Origin of the sequence: Tsuneonella deserti, from assembly GCF_014644315.1 — a bacterium.
Lineage (GTDB): Bacteria > Pseudomonadota > Alphaproteobacteria > Sphingomonadales > Sphingomonadaceae > Tsuneonella > Tsuneonella deserti.
Genome location: NZ_BMKL01000001.1, coordinates 237,699 through 250,375, shown reverse-complemented (window position 1 = coordinate 250,375; position 12,677 = coordinate 237,699). Strand labels below are relative to the sequence as shown.

The window sequence follows — 12,677 nt, the reverse complement described above, 5'->3', positions numbered from 1 at the left end:
GGTGAATCGCAAGACATTGCCCAAGCCCCACTCACCCTTTAGCGCGGCAGCCGCAGATACATGGAGATAACCGATGGCCGACCACCCCGCACTCAACCTGCTCATCGCCGGCGAGGCGCTGTCCGGAGGCGGACGTGACAGCCACGAGGTGATCGATCCGGCCACCGGCGAGACGATCGGCAGCGTCCCTCACGCCACCGCCGCCGACCTCGATCGGGCACTTGAAGCTGCGGAGCGCGGGTTCAAGACCTGGCGAAACACCTCCGCCGACCAGCGGACCGCAATCCTGCTCAAGGCCGCCGCGCTGATCCGGGACCGCGCCGCGTCGATCGGCGAGGCGCTGACCCGTGAACAGGGCAAGCCGATCAAGGAAGCGATCGGAGAAACGATCTATTGCGCGATGCTGCTCGAATTCTACGCGCAGGAAATCAAGCGCATCTATGGCCGCACGCTGGTGCGCCCCGTCGGCCAGCGGGTCGAGGTGCAGTACCATCCGGTCGGCCCGGTGGCAGGCTTCGCGGCGTGGAACTTCCCCTCGCTCAACGTCATGCGCAAGATCGGCGGCGCGCTCGCCGCCGGGTGCTCGACTATCGTCAAGCCGTCGGAGGAAACCCCTTCTGCCGGCATTGCACTGGTACAAGCGTGCATAGACGCGGGCGTGCCGGGTGATGCGGTGCAATGCGTCTTTGGCGTGCCGGACGAAGTGAGCCGCCACCTGCTGGCCTCGCCGATCATCCGCAAGGTGACCTTCACCGGCTCGACCGCGGTCGGCAAGCACCTCGCCAAGCTCGCGGCCGAAGACCTCAAGATCGCGACGATGGAACTCGGTGGCCATGCGCCGGTGATGATCTTTGCCGATGCCGACATCGACGCCGCGCTCGATACAATGACCGCCAATGCCTACCGCAACGCGGGCCAGGTCTGCGTTAGCCCGACGCGCTTCCTGATCGAGGAACCGGTGTTCGAACGCTTCCGCGACGGGTTCGTCGAGCGCGCGAAGGCGATAAAGGTGGGCAGCGGATTCGACAAGGACACGCAGATGGGCCCGATGGCTTCGGCGCGCGGGCTCGAGCGGATGGAGCAGATGATTGGCGACGCTAAGGAACGCGGAGCGAAGCTGCTCGCCGGGGGAGAGCGGATCGGCAACCAGGGGTTCTTCCACCAGCCGACCGTGCTGGCCGAAGTGCCGACCGACGCCACCATCATGAACGAGGAGCCCTTCGGTCCGATCGCGCTCTTGAACCCGATGGCAGGCGAGGACGCGATGATCGAAGAAGCGAACCGCCTGCCCTACGGCCTCGCCGCCTACGCATGGACCAAGGATTCTGCGCGCAAGCGCCGGCTGGCGGCCGAAGTCGAAGCGGGGATGCTCGCCCTCGACACCGGCAGCGTTTCGGCCGCCGATGCGCCGTTCGGGGGCGTGAAGTGGTCGGGCTACGGCAGCGAGGACGGCCGCGAGGGCGTCATGGCCTGCATGGTCCCCAAGACGGTCCACGAAGGCTGAGGAGCGGGCACCGATGAAAACGCGCGCAGCAGTCGCCTTTGCGCCCAACCAGCCGCTCGAGATCGTCGAACTCGATCTTGAAGGACCAAAGGCGGGTGAAGTCCTGGTCGAGATCATGGCGACCGGCATCTGCCACACCGACGCCTACACACTCGACGGGCTAGACAGCGAGGGCCTGTTCCCCAGCGTGCTGGGCCACGAAGGCGCCGGGATCGTGCGCGAGGTCGGCCATGGCGTGACGAGCGTGAAACCGGGCGACCACGTGATCCCGCTCTACACGCCCGAATGCGGGCAGTGCAAAAGCTGCCTCAGCGGCAAGACCAACCTGTGCACCGCGATCCGCGCCACGCAGGGCAAGGGCGTGATGCCCGACGGCACCTCGCGCTTCTCCTACAAGGGGGAGACGATCTACCACTACATGGGCTGCTCGACGTTCTCGAACTTCACCGTCCTGCCCGAGATCGCAGTGGCGAAGATCCGCGAGGACGCGCCGTTCAAGACCAGTTGCTACATCGGCTGCGGAGTAACCACCGGCGTCGGCGCGGTGCTCAACACCGCCAAGGTCCAGCCCGGCGACAACGTCGTCGTGTTTGGCCTCGGCGGGATCGGGCTCAACGTGATCCAGGGCGCCAAGCTCGCAGGCGCAGGCAAGATCGTCGGCATCGACATCAACCCGGCGCGCGAGGAATGGGGCCGCAAGTTCGGCATGACCGACTTCGTCAACACGGCGGGCATGAGCCGTGAAGACACTATCGCCGCAATCGCAGCGCTGACCGACGGCGGCGCGGACTACTCCTTCGACGCGACCGGCAACACCGAGGTCATGCGCACCGCATTGGAATGCTGCCACCGCGGCTGGGGGACCTCGATCATCATCGGCGTGGCCGAGGCGGGCAAGGAGATCGCCACCCGCCCCTTCCAGCTCGTTACCGGGCGCAACTGGCGCGGCACCGCGTTCGGCGGGGCGAAAGGGCGAACCGACGTGCCCAAGATCGTCGACATGTACATGGACGGCCAAATCGCCATCGACCCGATGATTACCCACGTCCTCTCGCTCGACGAGATCAACAAGGGTTTCGACCTGATGCGGGCCGGGGAATCGATCCGAAGCGTCGTGGTCTATTGACGCGGCCCGCGCCGCCGATACGAGTAGCAAGTCGCAACGCAATCACGACAGGAGAGGATTGGCATGTATAGCCACATGATGGTCGGCTCGAACGATATCGAGCGGTCCAGGAAGTTCTACGACGCGACGTTCAAGGCGATCGGCGGGCGCGAGGGCATCCAGGACGAAAAAGGGCGCCTGATGTACCTCTACAACAACGGCGCGTTCCTCGTCACCAAGCCGATCGACGGCCAGCCGGCGACTGCGGGCAATGGCTGCACCATCGGTCTTTCGATGACGCCCGAGCAAGCCGATGCATGGCACGCGGCGGGCGTCGCCAACGGCGGCACCGCGATCGAGGATCCGCCGGGCGAGCGTCCGGGCTCGGGCATGTACCTCGCCTACCTGCGCGATCCCGACGGCAACAAGCTGTGCGCGCTGCACCGGATCCAACAGTAAGCAACACTGTGCGCGGCGAGTCCGGACTCATGGCGGATCTCGCCGCGCTCGAAATTCCATACGCAGCGCACGAGCACGCGGCGGTGTTCACCGTCGCCGAGAGTCGCAAGCTCGACGCCGGCTTCCCCGGCGCGCATACCAAGAACCTGTTCTTGAAAGACGCCGCCGGCGCGTTGTGGCTCGTCACCGTGCCCGCCGAAGCGCGGGTCGATCTCAAGGCGCTGCCCCAAGCGATCGGCTGCAAGCGCGTGAGCTTCGCCAAGCCCGAGGACATGGAGCGCCTGCTCGGCATCACGCCGGGCTCGGTCACCCCGCTCGCGATGATCAACGCCGCGCGGGGGAGGGTGACGGTGGTTCTGGAAGAGGGGCTGGCGGCGGCCGAGCGGATCAATGTCCATCCGCTCAGGAATACGGGCACGCTCGGGCTGGTTGGAGCGGATGTGCTGCGCCTTCTGCGCCATTGGGGGCACGAGCCGGTGGTCGCCTCCATTCCGACAACAACCTGAACATTCAAAATCGAGGGACTTGCGGCGCGCATCGGGCTAGGCTGGGCGCGTCGCAACAAGATGATCTTTCTTGCCGATGGAGAAAGCCTATGCGGACGGGTTTCGCGCTGGTGGCATTGGTCGGGTTGGTTGGTGCGGCGCCCCCGCCCGCGCCTGACGAAGCAAGTCTCCGGGCGGCTGACGCCGAACAGATGCGCATTATCGTCGACGAGGACGCCAAGGCGCAGCAGGAGTTCATGCATCCCAACTATATGCTGAACGGCCCTGCGAACGCGGTGAAAAGGAAGCCGGAGCTAGTCGCGATGCTCGCGCGCGGTGACATCGCCAGCGAAAAGTTCGAACGGAAGGTCGAAGGTGTCGCGATTACCGGCGACGTCGGCATCGTCATGGGCAGTGAAGTGGTGACGCCTAGCCCGACGAGCAATCTCGGTCGGCTACACCCGGGTGAGACGTTGAACCGCCGCTACACCAACGTCTTCCTCTGGCAGGAAGGGAAGTGGCGTTTTCTCGCTCGGCAAGCCAGCATAGTAAAGCCCTAGGCCGGAGGCCGCGCGCGGCCACCTACCGCCGCCGAAACCGGAAATACCACACCTCGTGCTCGTACACGTTCCGGGCCTTGTGCTCGTAGCGGGTCTCGGGCCAGCCTGAGGGGCGGTTTTCCCAGCTCGAGCGACCTTCCACCACCCACTCGAAATCGTCCGTGAACCGCCGCATCACCGTCAGCGCGTGGCGCAGGTATACCGCGTGATCGGTGCCGAAGCGGAATTCGCCGCCGGGCCTCAATTTGTCGGCGATCATCTGCACCGGGCCGTCGTTCATCATCCGGCGTTTGGCGTGCTTGGCCTTGGGCCACGGATCGGGATGAAGCAGGTAGAGCATCGTCAGCGCGCCGTCGGGCACGCGGGCGAGCGCATCGAGCGCATCGCCGTGCTGGATGCGCACGTTCGCTAGGTTGCCGTCACGCACGTGCATCAGCGCCTGCGCGACGCCGTTGACGAAGGGCTCGGCGCCGATGAACCCGTGATCGGGCAGCAGGTCCGCGCGGTAAGCAAGGTGCTCGCCGCCGCCGAAACCGATCTCGAAGTGCAGGGGGCGGTCGTCGCCGAAGAGACGCTGGGAGGTCACTTCACCTTCTGCCGGCACCGCGATCTGCGGGAGCAGGTCGTCGACCAGTGCCTGCTGGCCCGCGCGCAAGGGGCGCCCCTGGCTGCGGCCATAGAGCCGGTTGAGCGTGGTCGGATCGCCGGGTTTGTGCGCGGTCATGTCGCCACGCGGCTTAGCGGATGATCTCCCACGCTCAAGTAGCCCGGTGGGCAATAGCGGAACTAAAAACGAAAACCGCCCGGAAACGCGAACGCTCCGGGCGGCTCTTCCCCGTCCAAAAGGAACTTGTCGTAAAGCCGCGCGGTCAGGCCGCTTCGGCTTCGTCGTGCGGATCGCGCAGCACGTAGCCGCGGCCCCAGACGGTCTCGATGTAGTTCTCGCCGCCGCACGCGTGGCTCAGCTTCTTGCGCAGCTTGCAGATGAAGACGTCGATGATCTTCAATTCGGGCTCGTCCATGCCGCCATAAAGGTGGTTGAGGAACATTTCCTTGGTCAGCGTGGTGCTCTTGCGGAGCGAGAGCAGCTCCAGCATCGCGTATTCCTTGCCGGTCAGGTGAACGCGGGCCCCATCCACCTCGACCGTCTTGGCGTCGAGATTGACCGCCAGCTTTCCGGTGCGGATTACCGACTGGCTGTGACCCTTCGAGCGGCGCACCACCGCGTGGATGCGGGCGACCAGCTCTTCGCGGTGGAACGGCTTGGTCACGTAATCGTCGGCGCCGAAGCCGAAGCTGCGGATCTTCGAATCCATCTCGGCGATGCCGGAAAGGATGAGGACCGGCGTCTGCACCTTGGCGACGCGCAGCTTTTTCAGCACGTCGTAACCATGCATGTCAGGCAGGTTCAGGTCGAGCAGGATGATGTCGTAATCATACAGCTTACCAAGGTCCAAGCCTTCCTCGCCGAGATCGGTCTGGTAGACGTTGAATCCCTCGGTCGTGAGCATCAGCTCGATCGCCTTGGCCGTGGTAGGCTCGTCTTCGATCAGCAGCACGCGCATCGCCAGGTCCCCCCTGAAATCCCAAAACCCCGGTAACGCCCCGTCAACGGGTGTTGACCTCGGTTAACCACAAAACATCTGAAGGAAAAAGGTTAACGGGGAGTAAAGCGCGTTAAGACTTTTCGGTGTGACCCAACGGACTCACCGCCGGCAAGCCCTTCAACCCACCCCGGACAGCTTCTTCTGACGCCGCCGCTGGACCGAGCTGCCAATGCCCATTGCCTCGCGATACTTGGCAACCGTGCGGCGGGCGAGGTCGAACCCCTTGTCGCGGAGCAGGTCCACCAAGGTGTCGTCGGAGAGGATGTCTTTCGGGTCTTCACCCTCGATCAGGGCGCGGATCGCGGCCTTGACCGCCTCTGCGCTGGCCGCTCCGGCGCCATCCGAGGTGGCAACGCCGCTGGTGAAGAAGTACTTCAGTTCGAAGGTCCCGCGAGGGCAAGCAAGATACTTGTTGCTGGTGACTCGGCTGACCGTGCTTTCATGCAGCTCGATCGCCTCCGCGACAGCACGCAGCGTGAGCGGTTTGAGCTCGGACACGCCACGCCGGAAGAAGCCGTCCTGCCGCTTCACTATCTCGGCCGCGACCCGGAGGATGGTCTTCGCACGCTGGTCGAGCGCTTTCAGAAGCCAGTTGGCCTCGGCGAGCTGCTCCCTCAGCCAGCCTTGCGCGGCCTTGTCCCCGCCCTGGCGAAGTTCGAGATAGTAGGTGCGATTGACGATCAGCCGCGGGAGCGTCGCCTCGTTCAGCGCAATGTCCCAGCCGGACCCGGCGGGAGACAGCAGGATGTCGGGCACAACCGCCGCCTCGCTTCCCGCGCCAAAACGCAGGCCCGGGCGGGGGTCGTAGCCGCGCAGTTCAGCCATCATGTCCGCGAAGTCGCCGTCATCGACCTCGCACATCCGTTTAAGACGCGAAACATCTCCGCGCGCAACGAGGTCGAGATTGTCGATCAGGCGCGCCATGCAGGGATCGTAGCGGTCAGCCTCCTTTGCCTGGAGCGCAAGACATTCGGCAAGGCTCCGTGCTCCGACGCCGGTGGGATCGAGCGACTGGACCAGCAGCAGCGCACGCTCGACCTCGGCACGCGGCACGTCGAGCGCGTCGGCCACTTCCGGAAGCGTGACGGTGAGATATCCCGCCTCGTCGAGCTGATCGATCAGCGCGCGGGCAATGAATTCCTCGCGCCCGTCACGCGCGGCGGTACCGATCTGGGCATGAAGATGCTCGGCCAGCGTCGGCCCCTCCCCCGCACCCCGTTCGTCGATTGAAAGACCTTCCTCGCCGGCACCAGCCGGGCTCGCGGCGCCCCACTCTCCGTCGCCCGTATCGCGATCGCGGTCGAGCCGCTCAGGGTCGATGTCCAGCGCCGCCTCACCCTCGCCCGCGTCTGCGGCAGGCTCCGAGGGCATGGCCTCGAAAGGCTCGGCAGGCGCGTCGTCCTGCCGCACTTCGCCCAGCTCGAGCAGCGGGTTGGCCTCGAGTGCCTCGCCGATAAACATTTCGAGTTCGAGGTTCGACAGCGCGAGCAGGCGAATGGCCTGCTGCAACTGGGGGGTCATCACCAGCGATTGCGACTGACGCAGATCGAGACGCGGCCCCAGCGCCATGATCAGATCCTGGAAGGGGGGCGGATCACAGCGTGAAGCTCTCGCCCAAGTAAAGCCGGCGCACGTTCTCGTCCGCCACCAGCGCTTCCGGCGTGCCGGCGAACAACACCTGGCCGCCATAGATGATGCAGGCGCGGTCCACGATCTCCAGCGTCTCGCGCACGTTATGGTCCGTGATCAGCACGCCGATCCCGCGGTTCTTGAGATCCTTCACCAGGTCGCGGATATCGCTGATCGAGAGGGGGTCGATCCCGGCGAAAGGTTCGTCGAGCAGCATGATCGACGGCTTGGCCGCTAGCGCCCGCGCTATCTCGCAGCGCCTGCGCTCGCCGCCCGACAACGCCATCGCCGCGCTCGACCGCAACCGCTGAAGGCCGAATTCGTCAAGCAGCCGGTCGAGTTCGCGCGCGCGGGTTTCCTTGTCCGGCTCCACCAGTTCGAGCACGCAGTTGATGTTCTGCTCGACCGTCATACCACGGAAGATGCTGGTCTCCTGCGGCAGGTATCCCAGTCCGAGAATGGCGCGGCGGTACATCGGCAGCCGCGTCACGTCCTCGCCATCCATCAGGATGCGGCCCGAATCGGGCCGCACGAGGCCCATGATCGAGTAGAAGCAGGTCGTCTTCCCGGCGCCGTTGGGCCCGAGCAGCCCCAGCACCTCACCCTTGCCGACGGTCAGCGAGATGTCTGTCAACACGCTGCGCTTGTCATAGCTCTTGGCGATCGAGATCACTTCAAGCCCGCCATTGGGCATGGGGGCATTGGCGTCGACGACAGGAGCGGGGACGGAAGGCAGCGGATCTGCGTCGCGGGGCGTGTCGAGCATGCTCATACGCGCAGCATTAGCACTCGCGCAGGCTGTGAAAACCCTGTTCGCGGCGAGTTGGCAGGATTCGTGCATGGCACGCGCCGGTCCGTGCTTCCGTTGGCCCCTTGTGCTGCCGCGCCGAATTTGAGACAGTCTTCGGCGGAGAGAGCACTGGGAGAGAAACGCGATGGTCAAGGCGGTCGATCGCACCGAAGCAGCGGCGCATGATGCGGCCAGGGTCGATCGGCGCAAGCTCGACTGGCGCCGGCGGATGAGCGACAACATCGCCTATGCCCTGCTGGTCTATACCGCGCTGCAAATCGTCGTCACCGTCCACGCGTTGAAATCAGGCTCCTCGAGCGTCCTGCCGTACCTTGCCCTGGTGGTGCTCGTCGCGGCGATCATACCGGCCTGCCGCGCGTTCGAAGGCCGGTGGATGGGCATTTCCGACGAAGCCGCCGCCGATCGGGCCTATGCGCCCGCCTACCGCCGCGACCAGGCGCTGCTGTGGCTGTTGGCGATCGGGCTTCCGTTTGTCCTGACCGGGATTTTCCGGCTGCTCGCCTCGGTGATCTAGCGGCAGCCTTGTTCCTTCGCGAGCGGCACCCTAGCTGCGGCGCGATGCAAACCGATCAGCTTCTCGCCGCCGCCGATATCCTTCTTACAGAGGCCCGCCGCCTGGGAGCCGATGCCGCGGACACCGTGGCTCACTTTGGCTCGGCGGAAGGGATAACCGTCAGGCTGGGGGTGATCGAGGACATCGAGCGTTCCGAAACCATCGAGATTGGCCTGCGCGCCTTCGTGGGGGGCGCATCCGCCAGCGTTTCCACCAGCGACCTCTCGCGCGCGGGGCTGAGCGAACTGGCGGAGCGGGCGGTGGATATGGCCAAGCGCGCGCCGGAGGATCCGTTCGCCGCGCTAGCACCCGTCGAAGCTCTCGCGCACGCGCCTTGCCCCGAGCTCGATCTACTCGATCCCGCATCGCCCTCGCCGGAGGAATTGCGCGATCGCGCCCGCGAAACGGAGGATGCCGCGCGCGCCGTGAGTGGGGTAAGCAACACCGAAGGGGGCAGCGCCAGCTTCACGCGCGCGAGCACGATACTCGCCACCAGCACCGGCTTTGCTGGCGCTTACGAAGGAGCCTCCCACTCGTTGTCGGCAAGCGTGATCGCCGGTGAAGGCAGCGGGATGCAGCGGGATTACGCTGCGCGCAGCGCCCGCCATCGCGCGGACCTGCTCAACCCTGGCGAGATCGGCCGCCTGGCCGGAGAGCGCGCAGCCGGCCGGCTCGCACCCGCGACGCCCGCAGTGGGACCGGTCCCGGTCGTTTTCGATCCGCGCGTGTCCTCCTCGCTGATCGGGCACCTGCTCGCCGCGATGGCAGCCCCCGCGATAGCGCGGCGCGCCAGCTTCCTTGTCGGATGGGAAGCGGCGGAACTGTTCGCCAGCGACATTACGATTGTCGAGGATCCGCTCCGTCCGCGCGGACTACGGTCTCGCCCGTTCGACGGCGAGGGCGTCGCCTGCTCTCCCCGCAAGCTCGTGGAGCGGGGACGGATCGGAGGCTGGCTCACCAATGTGGCCTCCGCCGCGCAGCTCGGCCTGCCGCTGACGGGCCATGCATCCCGCGGCATCGGAGGTGCGCCCGGTGTCGCGCCGAGCAACGTCGATCTTCTCGCAGGAAATCAGACGGTCGAGGAGCTCATCGCCGATGTCCGTGAAGGTGTGCTGGTCGACTACCTGATCGGCCAGGGCGTGAACCTGGTGACTGGCAATTACAGCCGCGGCGCGGCGGGCAGGCGGATCGTGAACGGCCGGATCGAAGGACCGGTCGCCGGCTTCACTGTCGCGGGCAACCTGATCGAAATGTTCGGGGCGATGCGCGCGGCCAACGATCTGGAGACCTGGCGTGCGATCAACGCGCCTACCTTGCGGATCGACGGGATGACGGTGGCCGCCGCCTGATTACCCGGCGGCGCGGTGGCGTTCGATCGCCTCCACGACCAGGCGGCGGGCCTCCGCCGCGTCGCCCCACTTGCCGACCCGCACCCACTTCTCGGCTTCGAGGTCCTTGTAGTGAGTAAAGAAGTGTTCGATTTGCTGGAGCACGATCGAGGGAAGATCCTGCCGCTCGCCTACGTCAGAGTAGTATGGGAAGGTCGTATCGACCGGCACGCAGACCAGTTTCTCGTCCCCGCCATGCTCGTCTTCCAGGTGCAGCACTCCGATCGGCCGGGCGCGCACTACGCAACCTGGAATGAACGGCGTCCGCGAAATCACCAGCGCGTCAATAGGATCGCCATCATCGGACAGGGTGTGCGGCACGAAGCCATAGTTCGCCGGATAGCGCATCGGGGTGTGAAGGATGCGATCGACGAAAAGAGCGCCGCTCGCCTTGTCGAACTCGTACTTTACCGGCTCGCCGCCGGTAGGCACTTCGATGATGACGTTGAGGCTCTCGGGCGGATCATCGCCCACGGGAATCTTGTCGATCTGCATGGCGGCGCACCTAGCGGCGGGGATGCTGCATCGCAACACGCGATGCGACCAACCGCAGCGTTACCCCCGCTGGCTGCCCCGCCTATTTCACGACGCGCGGCGCGAGCAGCCGATCGAGCGGTTGTTCACCCGCTCCGGTCGGAACCAACCACGGCCAGCGCAGGCCGGCGTGATAGTCGACAGGAATGGTCGAGTACGTGCTGCCGCGCTTGACCAGCAAGGACACGGGCGCCTTCTTTGTGGCAGCCGCGGTAATCGCCGCCTTGATCACGTCGGCCGAGTAGGCCTCGCCGTCCACCGCGACGATCTGCGCACCGTTGACGATCCCCGCGTCGAACGCCGGTCCATCCCACAAGGTGGAAGTCACGGTCCCTTCCTTGTCGAGCGAGACACCGAGCGAATAGGTGAGATCGAGCCCCTTGGACGCGTCCATCCGCCCCTTGTCGAACGAATTGGGCACATCGCGCCAGGCCAGCTTGTATCCCGCCATCTCCAGGCCGCGCGTGGCCGGGGGTCGACCGGGAGTCAGCAGGCGGTCGGTCAGGAAGCTCGCCCAATCATAGGGATAGACGCCATTGAGCGTGCTCACGACATCCGCGAACGTGTAGGTCAGTTCGCCCCAGTCGCCATCGCGCATGCCGAAGAAGGCCTTGGCAAAATCGTCCAGGCCCTTCGCACCGCCCGTGCCCTGGCGGATGATCTGGTCGGCCTCGAGCCAGGTCAGCGCGCCTTCGGTGTAGTAGTCCTCGCTGCGCTGGAGCGAGCCGTACGGCAAGGGCCGGCGCCCCGAGAGGATAGGATCATTCGTCGTATCACCCACGTCGCGCCAGGCGCGTCCGGGCTGCCCTTCCGAATAGGTCGCCGCGTTGCGGGCCAGCGTGCCGAGGATCGTCTCCTTGCTCTGGATACCCGACCGGGCCGCCAGGACGTAACCCCAGAACTGGGTCTGACCTTCGTACACCCACAGCAAGCTGCCCTGCATCGGGGTGCGGTAGTCCGGGGTCCACAAGTCGGCAGGCCGACGGAACTTGCCGTTCCAGCTGTGCACCAGTTCGTGCGCGACGACGTTGTGATCCCAATCCATTGCGTCCCAATCGGTGAACGCAGTCGGCTCGAACTGGTTTTCGGCCGAGCGATGGTGCTCCAGCCCGATGCCTCCCATCCGGTCGGTCAGGGCGAGCAGCATGTCGTAGTGATCGAAGTGCCGCGCGCCGAACAGAGCGTCGGCTTCGGTGATGAGGTTCCGGAACGCGTTGAGATTCTGCGGCGCCAGTGCGAGCTGGGCGGGCTTGTCAGCCACTACGTCGAGCCGGACATCCTTGCCGATGTCCCAGCTCTGCGCATTGATCCCCGCGAAAATCGGGGAATCGACGAGGGTTTCGTAATCCGTCACGGTCCAGGTGACCGTATCGCCGGCCCTCTTCTGCCCGTCGAGCGCGGTGTACACCTTCCAGTCTTTCGGGAACGTGGCCTTAGGGCGAACGGCGATTTTGCGGGTATAGTGGCCCGCCGGATAGAGGCTCATCTTTTCCCACTGCAGGTTGAGCATCTCCTGCGTCATCGTGATCCGTCCTTCGGAGGACTGCAGCGGCGAAGTGTGCACGAAGCGCGCGACCACCTCGCGCGCGCCTTTGGGCACCGAGACATTGAACGCGAAAACGTCTAGTGGGTCCCGCTTCCACGGCACCGGCTTGCCATCGACCAGGAAGCGGATGTCGGAAATCTGCGAGATCGGCCCGCGGGCGGCGTGGTTGCCCGGGAGCCATTCGGGATAAAGCAGCGTCAGCTCCGAAATACCGGCAGGCAGAGGAATCGTCTCGGTCACATGGTAAAGGCCGCGGCGGGTGTCGCTTGCGTCGATCGCGAGATCGATCGTGCCACCCGGCCAGGGCGCGTCCACGGGAACGGGCGTCGCCGTTGGCACGGCCACCGCGACGGGGGCCGACTTGCCCGGCACCTGGGCAGGAGCTGCAACGGCGGTGAGAAGGAGGGCGAAGGGGAGCGTGAGACGAACGACCATGCGGCGCTCCTTGGGCGAACCGTCCGCCGCACGCAACAGTCGGTTCGACGAGCGTCTTTCA

The 12,677-nt window shown here is 65.5% G+C and carries 13 protein-coding genes; 7 read left to right on the top strand and 6 right to left on the bottom strand.

What is annotated here, in order from left to right:
* The first annotated feature begins 73 nt into the window (after positions 1–73).
* From IEW58_RS01110 to IEW58_RS01090, 5 genes are all read left to right on the top strand, one after another.
* Entirely contained in the window at positions 74–1,504 is a 1,431-nt protein-coding gene (locus IEW58_RS01110) for an NAD-dependent succinate-semialdehyde dehydrogenase (protein ID WP_188643451.1), read from the top strand.
* Between the two features lie 13 nt (positions 1,505–1,517).
* Positions 1,518–2,630 carry an S-(hydroxymethyl)glutathione dehydrogenase/class III alcohol dehydrogenase gene (locus tag IEW58_RS01105; protein ID WP_188643450.1) on the top strand — a complete coding sequence of 371 codons (1,113 nt, stop codon included), beginning with the start codon at positions 1,518–1,520 and terminating at the stop codon, positions 2,628–2,630.
* Between the two features lie 63 nt (positions 2,631–2,693).
* Complete coding sequence (locus IEW58_RS01100; protein WP_188643449.1) at positions 2,694–3,068, top strand: VOC family protein; 375 nt, start codon at positions 2,694–2,696, stop codon at positions 3,066–3,068.
* A gap of 29 nt (positions 3,069–3,097) precedes the next feature.
* On the top strand, positions 3,098–3,574 hold the full coding sequence (locus tag IEW58_RS01095; protein WP_229658365.1) for a prolyl-tRNA synthetase associated domain-containing protein: 477 nt from the start codon (positions 3,098–3,100) through the stop codon (positions 3,572–3,574).
* An 89-nt stretch (positions 3,575–3,663) separates the two neighbouring features.
* Positions 3,664–4,113: a nuclear transport factor 2 family protein gene (locus IEW58_RS01090; RefSeq protein ID WP_188643447.1), complete on the top strand. Its 450-nt coding sequence runs from the start codon at positions 3,664–3,666 to the stop codon at positions 4,111–4,113.
* Positions 4,114–4,135: 22 nt separating this feature from the next.
* Here the strand turns inward: IEW58_RS01090 and trmB are convergent, their stop codons facing one another.
* The 4 genes from trmB to lptB all read right to left on the bottom strand — a co-directional run bounded on the left by trmB (position 4,136) and on the right by lptB (position 8,043).
* On the bottom strand, positions 4,136–4,837 hold the full coding sequence (gene trmB, locus IEW58_RS01085) for a tRNA (guanine(46)-N(7))-methyltransferase TrmB (RefSeq protein WP_188643446.1): 702 nt from the start codon (positions 4,835–4,837) through the stop codon (positions 4,136–4,138).
* Positions 4,838–4,982: 145 nt separating this feature from the next.
* Positions 4,983–5,678: a response regulator transcription factor CtrA gene (ctrA, locus tag IEW58_RS01080; RefSeq protein WP_188643445.1), complete on the bottom strand. Its 696-nt coding sequence runs from the start codon at positions 5,676–5,678 to the stop codon at positions 4,983–4,985.
* Positions 5,679–5,837: 159 nt separating this feature from the next.
* The gene (rpoN, locus tag IEW58_RS01075) at positions 5,838–7,289 is read right to left on the bottom strand and encodes an RNA polymerase factor sigma-54 (protein WP_188643444.1); all 1,452 of its coding nucleotides are present in this window, start codon (positions 7,287–7,289) and stop codon (positions 5,838–5,840) included.
* Positions 7,290–7,314: 25 nt separating this feature from the next.
* Positions 7,315–8,043 (bottom strand): LPS export ABC transporter ATP-binding protein, encoded by a 729-nt coding sequence (gene lptB / locus IEW58_RS01070; protein WP_229658605.1) that lies wholly within the window; start codon positions 8,041–8,043, stop codon positions 7,315–7,317.
* 241 nt (positions 8,044–8,284) lie between these two features.
* On the opposite strand from lptB, the gene IEW58_RS01065 reads away from it, so the two are divergent.
* Entirely contained in the window at positions 8,285–8,674 is a 390-nt protein-coding gene (locus IEW58_RS01065; RefSeq protein WP_188643443.1) for a hypothetical protein, read from the top strand.
* Positions 8,675–8,718: 44 nt separating this feature from the next.
* Positions 8,719–10,062, top strand: a complete 1,344-nt coding sequence (locus tag IEW58_RS01060) for a TldD/PmbA family protein (RefSeq protein WP_188643442.1) — start codon at positions 8,719–8,721, stop codon at positions 10,060–10,062.
* On the opposite strand, the gene ppa is transcribed toward IEW58_RS01060, so the two are convergent.
* Together ppa and IEW58_RS01050 are read right to left on the bottom strand one after the other, a co-directional pair.
* Positions 10,063–10,596 carry an inorganic diphosphatase gene (gene ppa, locus IEW58_RS01055; RefSeq protein ID WP_188643441.1) on the bottom strand — a complete coding sequence of 178 codons (534 nt, stop codon included), beginning with the start codon at positions 10,594–10,596 and terminating at the stop codon, positions 10,063–10,065.
* Positions 10,597–10,678: 82 nt separating this feature from the next.
* Positions 10,679–12,616: a M61 family metallopeptidase gene (locus tag IEW58_RS01050; protein WP_188643440.1), complete on the bottom strand. Its 1,938-nt coding sequence runs from the start codon at positions 12,614–12,616 to the stop codon at positions 10,679–10,681.
* Positions 12,617–12,677: the final 61 nt, after the last annotated feature.

What these genes read in the sequence shown, in the direction of transcription:
- IEW58_RS01110 (WP_188643451.1), top strand. Translation starts at nt 74, where the DNA reads ATGGCCGACCACCCCGCACTCAACCTGCTCATCGCCGGCGAGGCGCTG.
- IEW58_RS01105 (WP_188643450.1), top strand. Translation starts at nt 1,518, where the DNA reads ATGAAAACGCGCGCAGCAGTCGCCTTTGCGCCCAACCAGCCGCTCGAG.
- IEW58_RS01100 (WP_188643449.1), top strand. Translation starts at nt 2,694, where the DNA reads ATGTATAGCCACATGATGGTCGGCTCGAACGATATCGAGCGGTCCAGG.
- IEW58_RS01095 (WP_229658365.1), top strand. Translation starts at nt 3,098, where the DNA reads ATGGCGGATCTCGCCGCGCTCGAAATTCCATACGCAGCGCACGAGCAC.
- IEW58_RS01090 (WP_188643447.1), top strand. Translation starts at nt 3,664, where the DNA reads ATGCGGACGGGTTTCGCGCTGGTGGCATTGGTCGGGTTGGTTGGTGCG.
- trmB (WP_188643446.1), bottom strand. Translation starts at nt 4,837, where the DNA reads ATGACCGCGCACAAACCCGGCGATCCGACCACGCTCAACCGGCTCTAT.
- ctrA (WP_188643445.1), bottom strand. Translation starts at nt 5,678, where the DNA reads ATGCGCGTGCTGCTGATCGAAGACGAGCCTACCACGGCCAAGGCGATC.
- rpoN (WP_188643444.1), bottom strand. Translation starts at nt 7,289, where the DNA reads ATGGCGCTGGGGCCGCGTCTCGATCTGCGTCAGTCGCAATCGCTGGTG.
- lptB (WP_229658605.1), bottom strand. Translation starts at nt 8,043, where the DNA reads ATGCCCAATGGCGGGCTTGAAGTGATCTCGATCGCCAAGAGCTATGAC.
- IEW58_RS01065 (WP_188643443.1), top strand. Translation starts at nt 8,285, where the DNA reads ATGGTCAAGGCGGTCGATCGCACCGAAGCAGCGGCGCATGATGCGGCC.
- IEW58_RS01060 (WP_188643442.1), top strand. Translation starts at nt 8,719, where the DNA reads ATGCAAACCGATCAGCTTCTCGCCGCCGCCGATATCCTTCTTACAGAG.
- ppa (WP_188643441.1), bottom strand. Translation starts at nt 10,596, where the DNA reads ATGCAGATCGACAAGATTCCCGTGGGCGATGATCCGCCCGAGAGCCTC.
- IEW58_RS01050 (WP_188643440.1), bottom strand. Translation starts at nt 12,616, where the DNA reads ATGGTCGTTCGTCTCACGCTCCCCTTCGCCCTCCTTCTCACCGCCGTT.